Here is a 19,575-nt window from a genome sequence, read left to right as displayed (position 1 = left end):
TGCCATCAGCCGTCGCCGGTGGCTTCGGTGACGCTGTTGTCGGCCGTGGCACTGATGTCAGTGATGGTCGGCGCGCCATCGGTGGAGCCGTCGACGGTGATGGTCAGCGTGGTGCTGGAGGTATCGCCATCGGCGTCGGTGATCGTGTAGCTGAAGACGTCAGCCAGGCTCTCGCCATCATCCAGCGACTGCACGGCCGGATTGGTGGTATCGAGCACATAGCTGTAGCTGCCGTCGGCTTCGAGCGTCAGCGTGCCGTAGTCGCCGGTGACGACTGCCGCGGCATCTGCCGTGACGGTGCTGCCATCGACGTCAGTGACCGTGGTGGCATCCGCGCCCAGAGTATCGGCAGTGTCGCTGGCGCCGTCGATGACGTTACCGTCGAGTGCCGTGGTGGTGTCTTCGCCGATGTTGCGGGCGTCGGCGTTGGCGACCGGAGCGGTATCGAGGATCGCGATGTCCAGGCTATCAGTGCTGCTCTGCCCGGTGATGTCGGTAACCACGACGGTGAAGCTGTCGGTGATGTCGCCGGCAGTGTGATCTTCGCTCGCGCCATCCTCGACGTAGCTGTAGGTCACGGTGCCATCAGCCGCATAGTCGGTGATGGTCAGCGTGCCTTCATCGGTGGTGATCACGACCGGCGTGGTGCTGGCGTTGGTGATGTCGACGCCGTCAATGGTGACGGTATCGATGCCCGCTTGTGCCGCGACCGTGAAGCTGCCGGTGACGGTGTCGCCGGTGGCTTCGGTGACGCTGTTGTCGGCCGTGGCACTGATGTCAGTGATGGTCGGCGCGCCGTCGTCCACACCGGTGATCAGAATGTCGACCGTAGTGGTCGAGCCATCGCTGAGCGTGACGGTGTAGGTCTCGGTAACGGTCTCGCTGGCAGCCAGGGTCTGGGTCTCGGCGGCGTCGTTGTCGAGGGTATACGTCCAGTTGCCATCGACGTCCACGCTGAAGCTGCCGTAGACACTGCTGTCATCGGTGGCGGCGTCGAAGGTCGGCGGCGTGCCGTCCACGTCGGTGGCGGTCAGCGTGCCGCTGGCTTCCAGGGTGGTGTCTTCTTCCACGGCACCGGCATCGGCAGTGATGACCGGCAGGTCGTCGGTGCCGGTGATGACGATATCGACCGTGGTGGTCGAGCCATCGCTGAGCGTGACGGTGTAGGTCTCGGTGACGGTCTCGCCGGCGGCCAGGGCCTGGGTCTCGGCGGCTTCGTTGTCGAGGGTGTAGGTCCACTCACCAGCATCGTTGACGCTGAAAGCCCCGTAGGTATCAGTCTGTGAGTCAGCCACGACATCCGTGCTGTCCACATCTACCAAGGTGCCAGTGGCTTCAGTGACACCATCTTCTGTCACCGCTCCTGAATCGCCACCAATGAGCGTACCTACATCGTTACTGATAGCCGTATTGCCCAGAGAGTCAGTCACGGAAGCTTCGACGCTATAGCCACCTTCGCTCAGTGGTGTCTCGGCATCGACGCTATAGGTGCCATCTTCTACCGTTGCAGTGACGGTCTGTTCATTGCCGTCGCTGTCGGTGATGACGAGCGTGACCGTGCTGCCGTCTTCGGCATCAGTGGTGCCGACGATGGTCGGTGTGGTGTCGGAGGTCAGCGCGGGGGCATCGACAGTCAGTGCCGGAGCGGACAGGTCGATCTCGCCCGTGTCGGTACTGGTGGCGGTATTGCCCGCGGGGTCAGACACAGATGCATCGACGCTGTACTCGCCTTCGCTCAGTGGTGTCTCGGCATCGACGCTATAGGTGCCATCTTCCACCGTTGCAGTGACGGTCTGCTCGTTGCCTTCACTGTCGGTGATGACGAGCGTGACCGTGCTGCCGTCTTCGGCATCGGTGGTGCCGACGATGGTCGGTGTGGTGTCGGAGGTCAGCGCGGGGGCATCGACGGTCAGAGTCGGCGCGGTCACGTCGATCTCGCCCACGTCATTGCTGGTGGCAACATTACCCTGGGAATCAACCACCGAGGCCTCGACGCTGTACTCGCCTTCGCTCAGTGGTGTCTCGGCATCGACGCTATAGGTGCCATCTTCCACCGTTGCAGTGACGGTCTGTTCATTGCCGTCGCTGTCGGTGATGACCAGCGTGACCGTGCTGCCGTCTTCGGCATCGGTGGTGCCGACGATGGTCGGTGTGGTGTCGGAGGTCAGCGCGGGGGCATCGACAGTCAGTGCCGGAGCGGACAGATCGATCTCGCCCGTGTCGGTACTAGTCGCGATATTGCCTGCGGGGTCAGACACAGATGCATCGACGCTGTACTCGCCTTCGCTCAGCGGTGTTTCGGCGTCGACCGTGTAGGTGCCGTTCTCGACGGTGGCGGTGACGGTCTGCTCGTTGCCGTCGCTGTCGGTGATGACCAGGGTGACGGTGCTGCCGTCTTCGGCGTCGGTGGTGCCGACGATGGTCGGCGTGGTGTCGGAGGTCAGTGCGGGAGCGTCGACGGTCAACGCCGGCGCGCTTGCGTCGATCTCGCCCACGTCATTGCTGGTCGCGGTGTTGCCGGCCGGATCGGTGACCGAGGCTTCGACGCTGTACTCGCCTTCACTCAGCGGCGTTTCAGCGTCAACCGTATAGGTGCCGTTCTCGACGGTCGCGGTGACGGTCTGCTCGTTGCCATCGCTGTCAGTGATGACCAGCGTGACAGTGCTGCCGTCTTCGGCATCAGTAGTACCGACGATGGTCGGCGTGGTGTCGGAGGTCAGTGCGGGAGCGTCGACGGTCAGCGCCGGCGCGCTTGCGTCGATCTCGCCCACGTCGTTGCTGGTCGCGGCGTTGCCGGCCGGATCGGTGACCGAGGCTTCGACGCTGTACTCGCCTTCGCTCAGCGGGGTCTCGGCGTCAACCGTGTAGGTGCCGTTCTCGACGGTGGCGGTGACGGTCTGCTCGTTGCCGTCGCTGTCAGTGATGACCAGGGTGACGGTGCTGCCGTCTTCGGCGTCGGTGGTGCCGACGATGGTCGGCGTGGTGTCAGAGGTCAGCGCGGGAGCATCGACGGTCAGAGTCGGCGCGGTCACGTCGATCTCGCCCACGTCATTGCTGGTGGCAACATTACCCTGGGAATCAACCACCGAGGCCTCGACGCTGTACTCGCCTTCGCTCAGTGGTGTCTCGGCGGAGGTCAGCGCGGGGGCATCGACAGTCAGTGCCGGAGCGGACAGATCGATCTCGCCCGTGTCGGTACTAGTCGCGATATTGCCTGCGGGGTCAGACACAGATGCATCGACGCTGTACTCGCCTTCACTCAGCGGCGTCTCGGCGTCAACCGTGTAGGTGCCGTTCTCGACGGTGGCGGTGACGGTCTGCTCGTTGCCTTCACTGTCGGTGATGACGAGCGTGACAGTGCTGCCATCTTCGGCATCGGTAGTGCCGACGATGGTCGGTGTGGTGTCAGAGGTCAGCGCGGGAGCATCGACGGTCAGAGTCGGCGCGGTCACGTCGATCTCGCCCACGTCATTGCTGGTGGCAGCATTGCCCTGGGAATCAACCACCGAGGCCTCGACGCTGTACTCGCCTTCGCTCAGTGGTGTCTCGGCATCGACGCTATAGGTGCCATCTTCCACCGTTGCAGTGACGGTCTGTTCATTGCCGTCGCTGTCGGTGATGACGAGCGTGACCGTGCTGCCGTCTTCGGCATCAGTGGTGCCGACGATGGTCGGTGTGGTGTCGGAGGTCAGCGCGGGGGCATCGACAGTCAGTGCCGGAGCGGACAGGTCGATCTCGCCCACGTCATTGCTGGTCGCGGTATTGCCGGCCGGATCGGTGACCGAGGCTTCGACGCTGTACTCGCCTTCGCTCAGCGGCGTCTCGGCGTCAACCGTGTAGGTGCCGTTCTCGACAGTCGCGGTGACGGTCTGCTCATTGCCTTCACTGTCGGTGATGACCAGGGTGACCGTGCTGCCGTCTTCGGCATCGGTGGTGCCGACGATGGTCGGTGTGGTGTCGGAGGTCAGCGCGGGGGCATCGACCGACAAGGACAGCACGACCTCTGTCGGCAGTGTCGGATCAAGATCCAGCCCCAGGCCATCTTCGTCCTCATCATTGAATTCCGGGTCGGTAAAACCGCCCTCATATTCATAGGAGGTCCGTTCGACACGCCCTTCGCGCCCCACCCCAGAGGCATCCAGGAAACCACTACGACTGCTGCCCGGCGCGCCGCCATTCTCACCGGCTGCGGGAGCTTCCTGTATCGCGGTCGGGTCTTCGCCACGGGCGATCGCTTCGCGCAACGCTTCCACTGCCGGGTCAACAGGCGCTTCCCCACGCGACTCAGCCAGCAACACCTCAACGCCGATCGGCGCCCCCTGCGGCACCACAAGCTGGGTGCCGTCTTCCAGCACCACGATCGCTCCCTGCGGTGCGACCAGAGTGGCTGTCGGTTCAAGCGTCATTCCATTGACGACACGCTGTGCCTCGTTGGTGGAGGAAACAACAAGTACTGTGCCTTCTGTGCGGATGACCTGGACCATGGGGACATACTCCTGCTGGGGAAAGGTGCTGCATCATGCTGCAAAGGGGCAATGGCATGATCGACAAGAACGGATGGTTACATTTTGATACACAACATCACTTACTGCAACCTAGCAATTTTCAGTAGTGCCATCGCGCCATGAGCATGGGGTATCTGACTCCCAAAAGCCTCTTTAAATCAGTAACTTACACTCATCAAGGTCGTCATTGCGCTTTAGCGAATCTTGCGAGCATGAACAGACCACTGGCGCCGGATACTACGCAAGGATGGTGATTGATCATGAGAGCCCACTAATACCGTAGCATCGTTGTAGAGCCATTGTTCAATCAAACCCGCCAAATGTAACAATATTTTTACATTCTGCGGCTGCAGCTGAGCGATACGGCGCAAGTGACTGCCGGGCGCCTCACCCATATAGGGGCCATGGCCCGTACGCTCCAGCCGCTTCACCAATTTGCGGTAGGCTCGCACACCTGCGTGCGCTGACACCTCACGGCCCGACCACAACACCAGTGCCACACCTGCCAGCACCACACTGGCCAGCAGCCCGAGCACACCCCAGACAAGCCACTCCCAGCGGAAGTCGCCAAACAGGCGTTTCCAGAGATTACGCTGCTCATCGAGGCGGAACCCCACCACACTGCGCTGCCAACGATACTCGAAACGCTCCCACTGCCGTCTCAGATCACTGAGCAATGAATTATTCAGCGTGAAGGCGCGCAAGCCAGCATCAGCCATGAAGCCCGGCTGCCCCTGCAGGCTCAGCGCCCCCTGCGAGATTCGCTCGGGAGCCACCGCCGCGGTGGGATCAAATCGATGCCAGCGGCCAGCAAAGAACACCTCGACCCAGGCGTGAGCGTCATACTGGCGAATGCTCAATTCCTGCGGCCCACCGATGCCATCGCTTTGTGCCTCACCGCCCAGATAACCCGCGACCATACGCGCCGGCAGCCCGGCAGCGCGCGCCAGAAAAACGCTGGTAGAGGCGTAATGGGTGCAATAGCCCCGCAAGCTGTCGAACAGGAAATCATCGACACGGCTGAGCCCCTCGAGGCGCGGTGGCGTCAGGGTGTAGTGGAAAGGCTGGCGATTGAAATACTGGAAAAGGCGCTGCAGGAAGACCTGAGGATCTCCCCCCGACTCCCGCATCAGATCGCGAGCGAACTCACGGGCACGCGGGTTGCCATCATCGGGCAACAGCTGATCAAGGCGCTGCATCCATTGCGGAGCCGTTGTCGGTGGCGCGCCGGAGGAAGACATCTCCAGCAGCTCGCGGGTATTGAGTGACGCCAGCCCCTCAAGGGTGCCGTCGATCAGGTAACGGGCCTCACGACTGGTCGCCAGTGGCGCGCCGAGACTCGGCCGCCAGGGCCGCGGGTCCGGCTCCAGCAGCAGCTCATAGCGGTGACGGGCGACTTCCCCATCGATGCGCGCCCCGCGCTGAACGTAGCGTTCAGCCGGCCCGCCCAGCGCCTCTTGAAGACGCTCCGGCGTGGCACGCGACCAGCGCACGCCATCAAACAGGCTCAGGGTATACACACGCCAGTAGCGCTGGGAGGCCGCAGGCAGTCCGTTGTCGAAACGCGCCCGAAACGCCAGGGCATCACTGCGACCCAGGGCGGCGATATCGCCGGGAGAAACACTGTCGGTAAGCCCCGTGGTGGCCTCGTTGAGCTGCGGCACGTTCCACAGCGGCGGCAAGCGGGGAAAGAGCACGAACAAGCCCAGCATCAGCGGCAGGGACAACCCCATCAGCCAGGCCGTCTCCCGCATGGCCTCACGACGCTCGCGTGCACCGGCGATCAATACCAGTCCGCCGACCAGCCACGCCGCAGCCATGACCGAAGCCGCCGCCATCAAGGGCCCCTGGTCATGCAGGAAGGCCGCCGCCAGCACCACGAAGCCCAGCCCGCAAACCACGCGACCATCGCGCAGGCTGTCCGTCTCCAGCAGCTTGAGCAGATAGATGCCGACCAGCAGGCCGATCATCGCCTCCAGGCGCAGCATCTGGCCGTATTCGAGAAACAGGCCCGCCGCGACCATTGCCACCGCCGCCAGCCGCAACAGGATGCCAGCGCGCGGAACTCGCGCCCGGAGTTGCTGAAAGCGCCACAACGCCGCCAGCAAGGCCGGCAGGGCAAGCCATACCGGCATCCACAGCACATGCAACGCCAGCACCAGACACTGGCCGATGAACAGGTGGCGCAGCTCAAGCCAGCCCAGCGCCTGATCAGGCGTCAGCGGTTTGCGCTGCCACCAGCGCCGTCTGGCACCGGAGGAGGTAGAGGACGCGCTTCTGGAGAGCTCGTCCTTTGAAGAGCGGCCCAGGGAGGCGCGTCCCGGGGAAGCGCTGGCTGTCGACAGGCTCATGCACTGCCCTCCTGACTCAAGGGACGACTCGCGCCGGCTCGCTCGGCGGCCTCACTGGCCACCAGCTGGGCGGACCATGGCAACTTCCGCTCGCCGCCGAACAGCGTCAGCGCCTCAAGCACTCGACGACGATGCGCCCCGCCACTGGCGATGGCCAATGTCTGGCCCGGCAGTCGCAGACCATAGGTCGCCTGGGCGCCTTCCGCCGCCAGCACGCGTGCCGTGAGCTCCGAGAGCCGCTGCTCCATGTCGCCACGACAGGCCTCGTAATCCAGCCACAGCGAGGGACGCGCAGGCGTCTCGAAGCGCTTGGTGACCAGCTCCCCACTGCGCCCCCAGTGCTTCCAGGCGATATGCGCTGGCGCGTCGCCCGGTACATAGCGGCGCAGCCCGGCGAAATCGCCCTGCTCTATCTGCTCGAGCGTACGACGACTGCCCTGCGGGGTGGAGGGAAGCTCTGGCTGTGGATAGACGAGAACCGGCGTATCGATCGCGACCCAGGCCCACAGACGCACCAGTCCCAACGGCCAGCGCGACTCCAGCGTCAGCGTCGGCAATGAGAACTGGCCACGCTGAAAGGCCGCCAGCTCCAGCGGCGCACTGCCTTCGCCGTCATGGATCTCGAGTCGCTGGCGCGCCTCTCCCAGCCGAACATCGATGGCATGCGAGCGAGCCCGACCGGTGAGGCGCACCATGACACGCAACGTATTGCCCGCAAACGCCTCGCCATCGGCGATCAGCTGCACTCGCACGCCCGCCAGATTGCGCCAGCTGCGAAAGATGCTGACCACTGCCACGGCGAACAGCCAGAAGGACAGGCCATGCGCCAGCGAGTTCTCGTAATTGATCCCCAACAGCAGCAGCAGGATCACCAGCACCGCCCAGAACAGCCCGAAGGGCGTCGGCAAGATCATCAAGCGCGCATGATGAAGCGCCTCGCCTCCGCCAATCGACATCTTGCGCAGCATGCGGGCTTTCACGCGCGTCCATGCGCCGGGCTTCGCCACCTGGGTCATGCAGGCACCACCGCCACCTGCCCAAGCAGATGGCGTGCCACGGCCTCACCTTCGGCAACACTGCCTTCGCTGAGGCGGTGCCCCACGACGGGCGCCCAGACCGCTTGCACATCCTCCGGCAGCACATAGTCACGTCCTGCCAGCAGCGCCCAGCCACGCGCAGCACTGGCCAACGCCAGCACCCCGCGCGTCGAGAGACCATAGGCCACTTCCGGTGAGCTGCGCGTCGCCGCCACCAGCGCCTGCAGATAATCCAGCAGCGGATCAGACAGACGCACACGATCCACGGCGGCCTGCCACTCCTTGAGCACCGAGACGGGCAACAAGGGTCGCAGCGCCTCGATATGCTGTCGCCCGGCATTGCCCTTGAGAATCTCGCGCTCGGCTGCGGGTTCCGGGTAGCCCAATGACAGCCGCATCAGGAAGCGGTCCAGCTGGGACTCCGGCAGCGGGAAGGTGCCGGATTGCTGGAGCGGATTCTGGGTCGCGATCACGAAGAACGGTTCTGGCAGGCGACGGGTCTCGCCCTCCACCGTGACCTGACGCTCTTCCATCGCCTCCAGCAACGCGCTCTGCGTCTTGGGCGTGGCACGGTTGATCTCATCCGCCAGCACCAGCGAGTGGAACACCGGGCCGGGATGGAAGCGGAAGTTGCCCTCACGCGGGTCGAACACCGACACGCCGAGAATGTCAGCGGGCAATAGATCGCTGGTGAACTGCACCCGCTGCATGTCGGCTCCGATCAGACGCGCCAGCCCCTGGGCGAGCGTCGTCTTGCCCAGCCCCGGCAAGTCCTCGATCAGGACATGACCACGACACAGTAGACAACAGAGCGCCAGACGGATCTGGCGCGGCTTGCCCGCCAGCACCGTCGACAATGCGGCTTCCACCTCTTCCAGCTGCTGTGGCGATACCTTGGCATTCATGCAAAGACTCCAGAACAAAGTGGGGAGGAGGAGATGCGGCCATCACGATGGGCAGCACACGCCAGATGACGCAGGGCCAGCGGCGTTGCTGCGCAGGCTCGACAAGGAAAAGCGAAGATCATTGGCTCAGGCTCTCACTCAGAAAGCCTTCACGAATCAGGCGCTCAAGGGCCATACGGCTATCAGGCGTTGAAGGATGCAACGCAAGCGCATCGGCCGGCGTGACCCAGAAGGCATCTGCCACTTCTTCAGCCTGCAGCGTCAGCGGGCCATCGTAATGCACCAGATATGCACTGCCGAAGACATGGTTGGTCGCGTCGGTGTAGCAGAAATCGAAACAATGCTTGAGCGGCGCACCGCGCACGCCAATTTCTTCCTCCAGCTCGCGACGGGCAGCCACCTGCACGGCCTCACCGGCCCCGACAACCCCCCCACTGGCGAGATCGAAATAGCCGGGGAACACTTCCTTGCTCAGGGTACGCTTCTGGATGCACAGCTCACCGCGGCCATTGAGCACGAAGGCATAGGTGGCACGGTGCCAATAGCGGTAGCGTCGCATCAAGCGACGCGGTGCCGTGCCACAAGGGCGATTCTGCGCATCGACCAGCTGAATGATTTCGTCCTGGATCACCGTTCCCTGTTCCTTGCCTGTCCTTGAATCACTTCGATAGCCATCCGCGACGACCAACACCGCCGGATGGCATCGACCAATGCGTCCCACGGTAGCAGAATGCGACGAAGCTGCCTTCAACTGCGGCCCGGACACCTGCCTTCACACCCGGGCAACAGGTGACGCTCACATTCGTGCAAACCACCTAAAACAGAACTCTCTGCAATAGCCTCTGCACTAGCCTCTACACTAGAGGCCATCGACGTCAGAAAACACCACACTGGCATCATGGATCGCTCCCATGGTCATTCTCTTTACACACCCAGATAGGAGATGCGCACAGCATGAGGCAACCTCGCCAGGGACATGGCGCGCCGCGACGCGCCGGACAGATATCGGCTGGCCTGACCGCCCTTCGCACCATCGCCACCATCGCCAGCAGATGGCTGGCGATGCTAGCCCTGCTCTCCCTTGCCACCATTCACGCCTCGGCTCAGGAGCCCCCAACCGCCACCCCCCATGTCGAGCAAGCCTTTGCGCTACCGACGCCACCGGGTGCCACGACCGGGGCCGCCTACCTGACACTCTCGATCGCAAAGGGCGATGCCATGCTGACAGGCGCTAGCACGCCGATGGCCGCCACGGTCGAATTGCACAGCATACAACTCACGCAAGAGCGCATGCAGATGCACAGAATCGAGCAACTGGCGATTTCCTCAGACGCGCCGCTGACGATGGCTCCCGGCGGAGGCCCCCATCTGATGCTGATCGGGCTGACGCAGCCACTCATTGCGGGCGACAGGCTGCCACTGACACTGCATTTCCTGGCGAGACCTGACACGAGCCTTGAGGTCTCGATCAAGGACTACGCCGAGATGATGTCGCTCAGTGAGTAACGCCATCGGTGCATACGCCTCTATCGACAAACACCTCTATCTACAAACGCCTCAACCCGCGAAACGCGCATGCAAAACGGCCCTGACACAAGGTGCCAGGGCCGTTTTCTATCAGATACCGAATCACCAGATTCTCACCGGGCTGACAGGCTGTCTCAAAGCCCCCAGACCACCCGCAACGCCAGCCCCAGCAACACCACGCCCGTCAGACGGTTGATCCACATCGCGCGCGCCTGCAACCAGGGCAGCACCCGCGAGTGCGACAGCACCAGTGCCACCAGCACATACCAGAGCCCGTCGATGCCCATGGCCGTCACGACGACCAGCCACTTGCCCATCTCGCTCATCTCCGGCGTGATCAACTGACTGAGCAGCGCCACGAAGAACAGGATCAACTTGGGGTTGGCCAGCGCCACCATGAAGCCATCGCGTATCGCCATGGAACGGGACGTCGTGACGGCCTGCGCCTCCAGCGCTCCACCACGGCCTGCTCGCAGCGCCTTGACCCCCAACCAGGCCAGATAGGCTGCCCCCAGCAGCATGATCGCCTGGAAGACGCCCGGATAATGAACGATCAAGGCGCCGAGCCCCCAGGCAGTCAGCGCGGCGTACAACCCGACTCCCAGCGCATGACTGATACCGGCGGCGACCCCCGCACTCCTGCCGCCACCCAGGGTATGGCGCAGCACCATCGCCAGACTCGGTCCGGGCGACATCGCCCCCATCGCGCATAGCGCAACCAGTGACAACCACAGATTCAGCGGCATCCAATGCATGAAGGTCATTCCATGTTCCAGTCAATTGGTGAAAGCGACACTGCGCCGGCCTCGGACATACACCTGGGGGATCACCTGACAGTAGCCCGGCGCTCGCGATGGGGCCCGCCCTCCCCATCCGGCGTTGCTCAAGGGATGAGAGCATCGGGCACATACGACTCCCACCAAGTCTTCGGGCAGGCGCGATCGAGTGTATCAAGCACCATGCTGATGCGGCAGCAGGCCATATGGACGACCTGGACATGCCCCTCACGATGGGTGTCACACGGGCTGGACAGTCCGCCCTCGAAGGCGGCCGTCGTGCATGGATTTATATGAGAACATAATAAAGTACAGAAATTTACACATTTGAAAACTTGTGCAACAAATTAGACATTGTACAAGTTTATGATAACCAGTAACGTCTCTACCGCTGCTCAGGAAGAGCGGCAGGTTCAGCGTAGTGACAGGCCAAGTGCACAGGAAGTGCAGCCAGGGACAGGCCCTGTCAAAGGATGACGCGCAGGCTTGGGGACTTCGCTCCTTAGCCAGGAAGATTCGTAAGCCTGAGCGGGTAGGTTTACGAATCTTCATGACTGGCAAGCCTGCGAGCTCAGGGAAAGAGAGCACTACGCTGAATGACACCGAATTCAGTCAGTTTCTGAAAGGTGTACAAGATTCTTGCGGGTCAGTAGCGCCCGATCGCTGCTCAGGAAGAGCGGCAGGTTCAGCGTAGTGACGGGCCAAGTGCACAGGAAGTGCAGCCAGGGACAGGCCCTGTCAGAGGATGACGCGCAAGCATGGAAGCTTCACTTCCCGGCCAGCAAGATCCATGAGCCTGAGCGATTGACTCATGGGCCTTGATGACCGGCAGGTTTGCGAACTCAAGGAAAGAGACCACTACGCTGCACCTCACCAGATTCAGTCAATTGCTGAGAAGGAGAGGAGACATGGAAGGGAAAGCTCAAGCCGCACTGTGTTGTCCGGCATGCTCCGGCCTGAAGATGGAGTATCAGTACCACACCCCATCGGCCGACCACCTGGTGCACTGCCAGGATTGCCATGAATACGTCGGCATGTGGTTTACCCTGCGCCAGGAACTCGCGATCCAGAACACCCGCATCGCACTCCTCGACCCCTCCCTCGCCAGCAACAGCCTCTATCGACGCGTAACGAGCGTTCCACATCAGGCGTGAGCCGCCGTCTGGATGCACGAGACACAGGAAAGCCCCGACATTCGTTCGGGGCTTTCCTGTGTCTGGGCCCCTGCCGTCACGTACAGAGCACAGACAAGCAGCTGCCATCGCCAGCGCCATGACAGGCGAAGCGTGAAGGAATAAGCAAGGACTGGTATTCGGGACAGGGGTAGAGACAGACAGAGAGCGAAGAACCACAAGGAAGAAGAATCGGTGGGAGCCAGAAACGCAAAAAGCCGCTCGAAAGCGACTTTTTCAATTCTGGTGCCGGTGGTCGGACTCGAACCGACACGCCTATTAAGCGGCGGATTTTGAATCCGTTTTTGATAGATCTCGGGTCACGCTGGCAGCGGGCCTTTCGAGGTAAATCAATAACTTGCAGCATTACATGATTCACACTGCACCCACCTTTTGGTCGCAGCCTGCGACCAAACTGCGACCAAATCATTCTTACTAGATATGTTTCGACACTCCAATCTAGGCCTAGTTTTCGTCTCGAAAATTTCTTGCCAGACTGGCTAGCCCGAGAATGGTCTTTTCTTCTTGGGCTTTCTCATGCGCATTGGGATACAGCAAAGCCAAGATGCAATATCGCTCCTCGTGGAACTCTCCCTGTACGTAAACTAGGGCTGCATCGCGTTCTGGCTCACCGACTTTACATTTCCGATCTGAAACAGGAATTCTGTCCGAAAAACCCTCTCTTGGAGGCATGCATATGTGCACATGTAATAAAGAAGCGGAACGAACAGATGGTGGTTGATTGTAGTAGCTAACTTTACCAAAACGCCTTGGCCAGTATTCCAAGTCAGATTCTAGCCACGCACGAAAGTCGCCCACCAAGTTTTGTATTAAACCTGGAAAGGACGACTCAACTTCTTCGAATAATGATTGCGTCTCAGGGTGCAGCTCAACTTCTATTTGCTTCTTCACCATGTAAACGTGCACCAATCCCTGATGTCATATGATCAGCCAGAGCACTAAGTGCAGCACTATCCGACAACATATCAACCGATTGAGGGATGATAGTCGTCTGCTTAGCAAGCAGCTCAGCAGTAGCTGCCTTAGAACGTGCTCGAGCAACAGCTCTACGCAGCTGAATTAATCCATATTGCTCTGCCGTAGCTTTCTCCAATCCTGCAATAGCTTCATCTAACTGTGCTTCATAACCACGAAGCACATGAGCTATAGCGGCAAAATTTTGATGCTCTGCTACACCACCAGCTGGAGCATTAGAAATTTTCACACAGGCACGCTCAAAAATATCTGCACACTGCTTGGCTTTATGCAGCGCTTGACTAATATGCTCACGAAGGTGCTTCGCACTAGAAGCTTCTACATGATGAGCCTGCTTAGGCTGCTCAACAGCAGCTTGGGCAACCGGAACGAAGAACGCTAGAGCAGATGCTACTGCAGCCACTAATTTAGTCGAAGCAAAAATAGGCCTCGCAAAATTAGATGTTTGCACAAAATTGCTGGTAGCCATGTCTTTCCCCTTGCATCAATGATGCGTGTTCTACCCCCATAGTCTTGGGGGATGGCAAGGATAAATGCAAGGGGTATCTGTTGCAATATGGGCAACGGGGAGATTTGTAACAGCCTATCACACCTCGACCACCACCACCGGCAGGCTCGGAGCCACGCCAGTGATCTGGTCCCCCTCCACGTAGACCATGCCACCCACCTGGGCATCGCCCTGGCAGGTGCGCACCCCACCCCCTACCAGATCCACGCGAACGCGCGAGCCGCTGACGCTGATCACCTCGCCTACCTGGCGCGGCGTGGTCGGCAGCAACGCCAGCAGGCGGCGATATGGATTGGCCATGCTATCTCCCTCCTTTGATTGAACTGATACCACACGACGCCATCACAGATGGAATCTCTGCAGCTCGATAGACTGGCGCACACTCAGGGCACGCCCCTGCAGGCTTGCGCTGACGCTCACGCCCCGCGAGACACCACGCCAGCCATCGCACTCGATCATCATGCCAGGCAGCAGCAGGCCGCCCAGAGAGGCCGCCAGGGGCATCTGCAGGCTCTCGGTGCTCTGGCGCAGGGTAGCGGCCAGCTCAGCGATCCCGCGCGACTGCGCCGGTGCCTGATCGGTGATCAGCGCATCCACCACGGTGGGTGCCAGCTGATCGCCGGCGGTGCCCTGCCGGATGATCTGGGCCTGAATGCCGCCGGTATCACCATGCAGCCACACGGCATTGCGGGCATCACCTGGCTGCTGATCGCTGCCCAGCTGGGTGATGATGTCGCGGGGCACCGCCAGATCGACCTCGCTCTCAGCCCAGCGCCAGGGCGCTGCCTCGAAGCGGGGCGCGACAATGATGGTCTGATCCTGCTGATGGGCCTGCACATAGCCGCCGGCCGCCTGAGCGATCCGCGAGATGGCGTCGATGGGCGCGAGGCTGTCATAGCTCCACGCGCCGGCGGGCACCACCCAGTCAGTCATGCGCCAATCCAGTGACCAGCCCTCTGGCAGCTCAGCGCGGGCGAGCTGAGAGGCAGTGGCCTGGCTGTCCTCGGTGTAGCTGCGCGCGGTGGCGTAGGGCGCGCCCAGGTACGCCGCAAGCGAGCGGCCGCTGATGGTCACGCTATGGCTCTGCCAGCTCTCAGAGCGTCGCCAGCCATCCACCAGGCACCGCCACTGCTGCCCGTTGATCTCGGCCATCACCTCCACCGGCTGGCCATCGGTGCCGGTCACCAGCGCTTGAGCGTCACGCCCTGCCAGGCCGGCAGAGAATGACCATGCCCAGCTGTCAGCGTCGATGCTGAGCGTCATCTGGGTGGCCGGCAGCTCCAGGCCATCGGAGAGGCGCACCAGGCGCGCGGAGTTTTGCACGATATAGAGCCTTTTGACGGGAATGGTCGGGGTGGGAATCTCACACGTCAGACCGAACTGCAGCACCCACGGGGCGCTCGGCATGGCGTGGCAGAATTGCAGGGTCGTGCCACCCTCCACCGGCTCGAGCACCGGCGGCTCAGGCCGATCTGGCGGCAGGTCGAGGCCAGGCGGTGGCCGGCGGGCCTGCTCCCAGGGCACGCGCCAGTCGTCGCCAGTGGTGCGCCCTTGCTGATAGGGCACATCCATCGTCACCGGCTCGAGGGTGCGGGCCTCCTCATAGCGCGAGCGCCGGCGGGCATCATTGCGGGGTGGGTGCTGGTAGCCGCTGGAGCGAGCAGCCGCGATGCCCTGCCCCTGTTCCCATACCGGCCGCGAGGCGCGGCGGACGCGCGGCAGCTGCAGCCACTGGCTGCCACTGAGGGTGCCCAGGATGCGCTCGGCCTGCTCCCACCGCGAGCCACTGGTGGCGTCGGTGCGGGGGCGGGCAGACCACTGGCCACCCTGGCTGGCCGCAAGCGGTGCGCCCTGCTCGAAGCCTGACGCGGTGGCACCATAGGGGCGAGCAGGCTGCTCCCAGCTGGTGCTGCCCTGGGCCTCGAGCGGGACCGCGTTCTCGAAGCGGGCACCGGCACTATCTGATGGCCCTCGAAAGACATTGATCTCGCGGGTCAGCGCGACATCGACCACCGCCGGCGCACCCAGCGTGGCCACCAGCGAAAGGCTGACACCATGCTCGACGCGGATCTCTGCCGTCACCGGCGGCGTGGTCGCCTCCAGACTGAGCGACTGGATCAGCTCGAGCTGCGCCCGCACGGTGGCTGCCGGCATCACCAGACTGGCCGCGATCTCGATGGCGCTACCCTGGGCGAGTCGAGCATCGACTGATGGCGGCGTCAGCTGGGCATCGAGCACCAGCTCGCGCGGCAGCTCCACCGCCTCAGTGGCACCGCCGAAGCCAAGCACGACATTGCCACCCGCCGGCGGTACATAGTCACCGGCGAACAGCAGCAACAAACCAGGATCACCACCCAGGCGCAGCTCGAGGGCGCGCGCGCTCCAGGGCGCTAGCCCTTGGACAAACTGCAGCCTGATCTCTCTCACGGTGCCCCCCTAGCCCTCAGCGAATACCATGCGGCTGATCCGCGTCAGTATCCCGCGATAAATCGTCGTCGAGCTGATGGTCACGTCAGCACCAGATCCCTCGATGCCGACATCCAGATCCATCACCCACGCACCCGCGCCATCGACCAGGCGCGACCAGGTGGCCTCGCCATCAGCGTCGGCCATCACCTCCTCAAAGGCTGCCCCCGTCAGGACGCCACCAGAGAGATCGGCGGCGAATGGCTGGGGCACCTCCAGCGTGGCCAGTGCCACCTGATCGGTGACGGCAGCACCAGGTGATGGGCGGGTGCCGGAGTACACAACGAATGACGCCGGCGAATCACCGGCATCTATCGCACCGGCGATGGCCGCCAGGCGCGCATCTTTTACGCTTGTCGAGAAGCTGATCACCGGCTGTCCTCCACCTCAGAATGCACATTGTCTGACACGACAGCGTTTTGCTGCAGGGTGTGATCGAAGGCCATCACGTAGAACGCGATGCGCGGGTCGAGGTCCGTAAAGCGGTATTTGCCATCGGCATCGCTCCACGTCTCGCGCACGATGCGGCCAGTGGCGCGCTCATGCACCCGCACGCGCCGGCTGACGGGCTGGGCCTGGATGTCCAGCACGGTGCCGGCAATGACGCCCATGCGGGCGGGATCTGAGACGCCGCCAGTCGGCGTGCCATTGCCACCGCTGCCGTCGATCTGATCGAAGCTGCCCACCGCAATGCACGGCGCACCGGATAGCACGGATGTCATCCCGCTGACTTGTATCGCGCCAGGGTTGGGGCGGCTATAGCGATTCAGATTCCCAGGCGGGAGAGCCTGCATCGAGTGCATGGCAGGATAGGGAAAGCTCGAAACCCAGCCGCCACTCTGGATCTCGAATATTGCAATCCATTCGGGAGAGTTAATAAAATCAGCGCGCGGGGCAGAACTGCTAGAGGAGTTGGCCGCATAACCCCCCGCCTGCTCATCAAAGAGATAATTAGCAATCAAATTAGGGTCATTTTGATCTGCTACGCGCATCATATCAGATTGTATTTCACTTGCGGTTCTTACCGTGCTCCATACCCTGACATCAGCGCCTGAAAATTGATTATCGTATTCCCCTAAAGCGCCCATTGAAAGTGTATTCCTGCCAGAAATATCGTGCGAGGTGCTGCCCACTCCTACCAATTCACCATTGCAGTATAGCTGGGTATTCCCATTTTCATCTATTGTGGCGGATATTCTAACGACATCATTAAGGAACAGTGAGCCTTCTTCACCTTGAACATTATCGAAATTACTCCCCAGCCTTTCTATCAAGATGGGGTATCGCTTATCACTAACCCCCATCCCGAAATATATATTCTGCCCATTGCCATAACTCAAACCCATATATGACTTTTCGCCGGTAACCTTGAATAACGCCTCCAGCGTCAGCGGAGCCGTCACGCTGGGCAGAACAGCCTCTACCTTGTCATTTGAGCCGCCGGTATAGACTCCCACTGGCACGCCCGTGGATACCTCGACCTCTAGCTCAATCTCATCGACAAACAGATTCAAAGCCCTTGCATTATTGAGGGTCAATGCCTGATCAAAGAAGGCGACCCCCGCCACACGCAAAGAGTCAGTATCACCTGCCGGCGCGCCTCCTTTGATAAAGGCAGAGAGATCAGGCCATTCGGTAGGCGACTCGAGGGTGGCCACCTCGAGGCCATCAAGATAGAGCACGGCCGCCCCGTCACCATACGACAGCACTGCATGATGATAACCACCGCGCCAGATCGGCACCTCCTCGCCAACAACATCGCCAACAGTCATGCGCAGACCGCCGGCCGGCGTCACCTCGAGCATCAGACCACGCTGGCCATCATGCTGACTGAAAAGCACAGAACTCCCTGACTGCGCTCTAAACCAGATAGAGACGCCGGCGCTATCCCCGCCAGAATACTGCACGCCAGCCTCTAGCCTTGCCCCCGCGTCTTTGAATATCCCCTCCCCATCTGTCCCAAACAATGGGCTAGAAACCCATTCCACGCCAAACGCAACGCCGCTATTGTTCGCGTAGCTATCAGCTGCATTGCCGCTCATCTTATAATGCGCAAGTATGGCCATTGCCCTCTCCTGTTATTTATCCCAGCCATCAAGACGCCAAGCCACTAGCACCTCATCAGTGCCATATGCCTGCTGCTTAGTGACGAGAAGGAACAATAACGGCACGCCCTCTAGGTTAGGCACGTTATCCACAATCTTGGAATGATAGACAGAGGAAGTCTGCAGCGGCTGCAGCACGCCAGGCATAAAGCCACGAATCCCACCGCTTTCCGTTACCAGTATTTTACCAGTAGCAACATAAAAGCCGTTATCTTGAGGATTCGGATAGGATGCTAAATCCCCGAAGGCTGAGCCAATCCCCACTGTCTGCCAAGACACACTGCCAGGAAGTTGTGAATAACTGCGCGCAATCTTGCGGAATGATCCATAATTGAAGCTCCCAAAGTCGGTATAATAAACATCATTAGATCGCCACTCATGAGCGCTACCACTGCCAATACCATTCAACACAAAGCCAGACGCATCACCAGGCATCAATGATTCTATTTGGCCAGCAGTAAAAACTGACATTTTTGAAGAATTGGCATATCGGTCAATCCAATAAAACAGCATTGAATCCCCCACAAAGTGCCATTCATCTTTATTCGACCACTTATGGCTCGCTGGCCAGTAATTGGTGCAAGCCTCCTCAAAGGTGTCGAAGTCAGTAAAAGAATCGCACACCCGCATCATAGCCAGATGCTCACCGCCGCTAGGGTATTGCCCCTCGTTGCCATTGTTCTCAATGACCAGCACATGGCTAGTGGCTCTCGGGTCTGTCCGCTTGAACGCAATACGATGATTATCGACATCCTCAGCAACAACATCCCAGCCGCCCACCGGAGCCGCCTTGATCTCGATAGTGGTGCCGGTGGCTGGCGAGACACTGGGCGCGGCGTCGGGCACATAGCGCACCCAGTCGCTGCCGATACTCGTCACGCGGTGCTGGCCGTTGTAGCTCTCCTGGTCTGCGCCACTGACCTCGATCACCTGCCAGGCTTTGAAGCCGTGCCCAGTGGTCAGCGTGACCAGCACCTCGCCGCTCTCGGCCTCATAGGTGGCGCTTGCCACCGGCGTCACATTGAAGCCCGTCACCAAGCACGCCTTGAGCAGCGCGATGAAATCACCTGCGGCGGTATCACCCAGCACCGGCGCGCCACCCATGTCATTGCTGAACCACTTCACCGGATAATCGGCCATCTTGAACGTCTCCAGAAACAAGGCCGCCCAGCGAGTGGCTGGGCGGTTGAGGAATAGGAATAGGGGTAGAGGGTTGCGCCTGCCGTC

The 19,575-nt window shown here is 61.2% G+C and carries 15 protein-coding genes and 1 tRNA gene; 2 read left to right on the top strand and 14 right to left on the bottom strand.

Annotated elements, in window-relative coordinates; genetic code table 11:
• Window positions 1-5: 5 nt before the first annotated feature.
• The 5 genes from ACJJV2_RS02575 to ACJJV2_RS02555 all read right to left on the bottom strand — a co-directional run bounded on the left by ACJJV2_RS02575 (window position 6) and on the right by ACJJV2_RS02555 (window position 9,429).
• Complete coding sequence (locus tag ACJJV2_RS02575) at window positions 6-4,484, bottom strand: Ig-like domain-containing protein (RefSeq protein WP_405278076.1); 4,479 nt, start codon at window positions 4,482-4,484, stop codon at window positions 6-8.
• A gap of 215 nt (window positions 4,485-4,699) precedes the next feature.
• Window positions 4,700-6,856, bottom strand: coding sequence for a transglutaminaseTgpA domain-containing protein (locus ACJJV2_RS02570; RefSeq protein WP_405278074.1), 2,157 nt, complete (start codon window positions 6,854-6,856; stop codon window positions 4,700-4,702).
• Window positions 6,853-7,872, bottom strand: coding sequence for a DUF58 domain-containing protein (locus ACJJV2_RS02565; protein ID WP_405278072.1), 1,020 nt, complete (start codon window positions 7,870-7,872; stop codon window positions 6,853-6,855). Before ACJJV2_RS02565 ends, ACJJV2_RS02570 begins: the two co-directional genes overlap by 4 nt.
• A complete protein-coding gene (locus tag ACJJV2_RS02560) occupies window positions 7,869-8,798 on the bottom strand; it encodes a MoxR family ATPase (protein ID WP_054556876.1) in 930 nt (309 codons plus the stop codon). The genes ACJJV2_RS02565 and ACJJV2_RS02560 overlap by 4 nt, the downstream gene beginning before the upstream one ends.
• A 118-nt stretch (window positions 8,799-8,916) precedes the next feature.
• On the bottom strand, window positions 8,917-9,429 hold the full coding sequence (locus ACJJV2_RS02555) for an NUDIX hydrolase (RefSeq protein ID WP_405278070.1): 513 nt from the start codon (window positions 9,427-9,429) through the stop codon (window positions 8,917-8,919).
• 323 nt (window positions 9,430-9,752) lie between these two features.
• Here ACJJV2_RS02555 and ACJJV2_RS02550 point away from each other — a divergent pair, with 323 nt between their 5' ends.
• On the top strand, window positions 9,753-10,304 hold the full coding sequence (locus ACJJV2_RS02550) for a copper chaperone PCu(A)C (protein ID WP_405278068.1): 552 nt from the start codon (window positions 9,753-9,755) through the stop codon (window positions 10,302-10,304).
• A gap of 155 nt (window positions 10,305-10,459) precedes the next feature.
• Here the strand turns inward: ACJJV2_RS02550 and ACJJV2_RS02545 are convergent, their stop codons facing one another.
• Entirely contained in the window at window positions 10,460-11,071 is a 612-nt protein-coding gene (locus tag ACJJV2_RS02545; RefSeq protein ID WP_043337252.1) for a LysE family translocator, read from the bottom strand.
• A 938-nt stretch (window positions 11,072-12,009) separates the two neighbouring features.
• Here ACJJV2_RS02545 and ACJJV2_RS02540 point away from each other — a divergent pair.
• Entirely contained in the window at window positions 12,010-12,255 is a 246-nt protein-coding gene (locus ACJJV2_RS02540; RefSeq protein WP_225347261.1) for a hypothetical protein, read from the top strand.
• A gap of 262 nt (window positions 12,256-12,517) precedes the next feature.
• On the opposite strand, the gene ACJJV2_RS02535 is transcribed toward ACJJV2_RS02540, so the two are convergent.
• The 8 genes from ACJJV2_RS02535 to ACJJV2_RS02500 all read right to left on the bottom strand — a co-directional run bounded on the left by ACJJV2_RS02535 (window position 12,518) and on the right by ACJJV2_RS02500 (window position 19,488).
• A tRNA-OTHER gene (locus ACJJV2_RS02535) sits at window positions 12,518-12,603 on the bottom strand.
• Window positions 12,604-12,738: 135 nt separating this feature from the next.
• Entirely contained in the window at window positions 12,739-13,188 is a 450-nt protein-coding gene (locus tag ACJJV2_RS02530) for a type II toxin-antitoxin system YafO family toxin (RefSeq protein WP_405278066.1), read from the bottom strand.
• Complete coding sequence (locus ACJJV2_RS02525) at window positions 13,163-13,738, bottom strand: hypothetical protein (protein ID WP_405278064.1); 576 nt, start codon at window positions 13,736-13,738, stop codon at window positions 13,163-13,165. Before ACJJV2_RS02525 ends, ACJJV2_RS02530 begins: the two co-directional genes overlap by 26 nt.
• Window positions 13,739-13,855: 117 nt before the next feature.
• Complete coding sequence (locus ACJJV2_RS02520) at window positions 13,856-14,077, bottom strand: hypothetical protein (protein ID WP_043336619.1); 222 nt, start codon at window positions 14,075-14,077, stop codon at window positions 13,856-13,858.
• 42 nt (window positions 14,078-14,119) lie between these two features.
• Window positions 14,120-16,204, bottom strand: coding sequence for a hypothetical protein (locus tag ACJJV2_RS02515; RefSeq protein ID WP_405278062.1), 2,085 nt, complete (start codon window positions 16,202-16,204; stop codon window positions 14,120-14,122).
• Between the two features lie 9 nt (window positions 16,205-16,213).
• A complete protein-coding gene (locus ACJJV2_RS02510; RefSeq protein WP_348472225.1) occupies window positions 16,214-16,615 on the bottom strand; it encodes a hypothetical protein in 402 nt (133 codons plus the stop codon).
• The gene (locus ACJJV2_RS02505) at window positions 16,612-18,309 is read right to left on the bottom strand and encodes a LamG-like jellyroll fold domain-containing protein (protein ID WP_405278060.1); all 1,698 of its coding nucleotides are present in this window, start codon (window positions 18,307-18,309) and stop codon (window positions 16,612-16,614) included. Before ACJJV2_RS02505 ends, ACJJV2_RS02510 begins: the two co-directional genes overlap by 4 nt.
• 12 nt (window positions 18,310-18,321) lie before the next feature.
• Window positions 18,322-19,488, bottom strand: coding sequence for a hypothetical protein (locus ACJJV2_RS02500; protein WP_405278058.1), 1,167 nt, complete (start codon window positions 19,486-19,488; stop codon window positions 18,322-18,324).
• Window positions 19,489-19,575: the final 87 nt, after the last annotated feature.

Source organism: Cobetia sp. Ld8 (assembly GCF_045066615.1).
In the GTDB taxonomy this organism is placed as follows: Bacteria; Pseudomonadota; Gammaproteobacteria; order Pseudomonadales; family Halomonadaceae; genus Cobetia; species Cobetia amphilecti.
Note: the sequence above shows the minus strand (reverse complement) of the source record. Positions and strands in the feature narration are given on the sequence as shown.

Bases quoted from the DNA above. Each gene is read 5' to 3' on its own strand.
- ACJJV2_RS02540 (WP_225347261.1), top strand. From the start codon at position 12,010: ATGGAAGGGAAAGCTCAAGCCGCACTGTGTTGTCCGGCATGCTCCGGC.
- ACJJV2_RS02520 (WP_043336619.1), bottom strand. From the start codon at position 14,077: ATGGCCAATCCATATCGCCGCCTGCTGGCGTTGCTGCCGACCACGCCG.
- ACJJV2_RS02550 (WP_405278068.1), top strand. From the start codon at position 9,753: ATGAGGCAACCTCGCCAGGGACATGGCGCGCCGCGACGCGCCGGACAG.
- ACJJV2_RS02575 (WP_405278076.1), bottom strand. From the start codon at position 4,484: ATGGTCCAGGTCATCCGCACAGAAGGCACAGTACTTGTTGTTTCCTCC.
- ACJJV2_RS02530 (WP_405278066.1), bottom strand. From the start codon at position 13,188: ATGGTGAAGAAGCAAATAGAAGTTGAGCTGCACCCTGAGACGCAATCA.
- ACJJV2_RS02525 (WP_405278064.1), bottom strand. From the start codon at position 13,738: ATGGCTACCAGCAATTTTGTGCAAACATCTAATTTTGCGAGGCCTATT.
- ACJJV2_RS02500 (WP_405278058.1), bottom strand. From the start codon at position 19,488: ATGGCCGATTATCCGGTGAAGTGGTTCAGCAATGACATGGGTGGCGCG.
- ACJJV2_RS02565 (WP_405278072.1), bottom strand. From the start codon at position 7,872: ATGACCCAGGTGGCGAAGCCCGGCGCATGGACGCGCGTGAAAGCCCGC.
- ACJJV2_RS02545 (WP_043337252.1), bottom strand. From the start codon at position 11,071: ATGCCGCTGAATCTGTGGTTGTCACTGGTTGCGCTATGCGCGATGGGG.
- ACJJV2_RS02570 (WP_405278074.1), bottom strand. From the start codon at position 6,856: ATGAGCCTGTCGACAGCCAGCGCTTCCCCGGGACGCGCCTCCCTGGGC.
- ACJJV2_RS02560 (WP_054556876.1), bottom strand. From the start codon at position 8,798: ATGAATGCCAAGGTATCGCCACAGCAGCTGGAAGAGGTGGAAGCCGCA.
- ACJJV2_RS02505 (WP_405278060.1), bottom strand. From the start codon at position 18,309: ATGGCCATACTTGCGCATTATAAGATGAGCGGCAATGCAGCTGATAGC.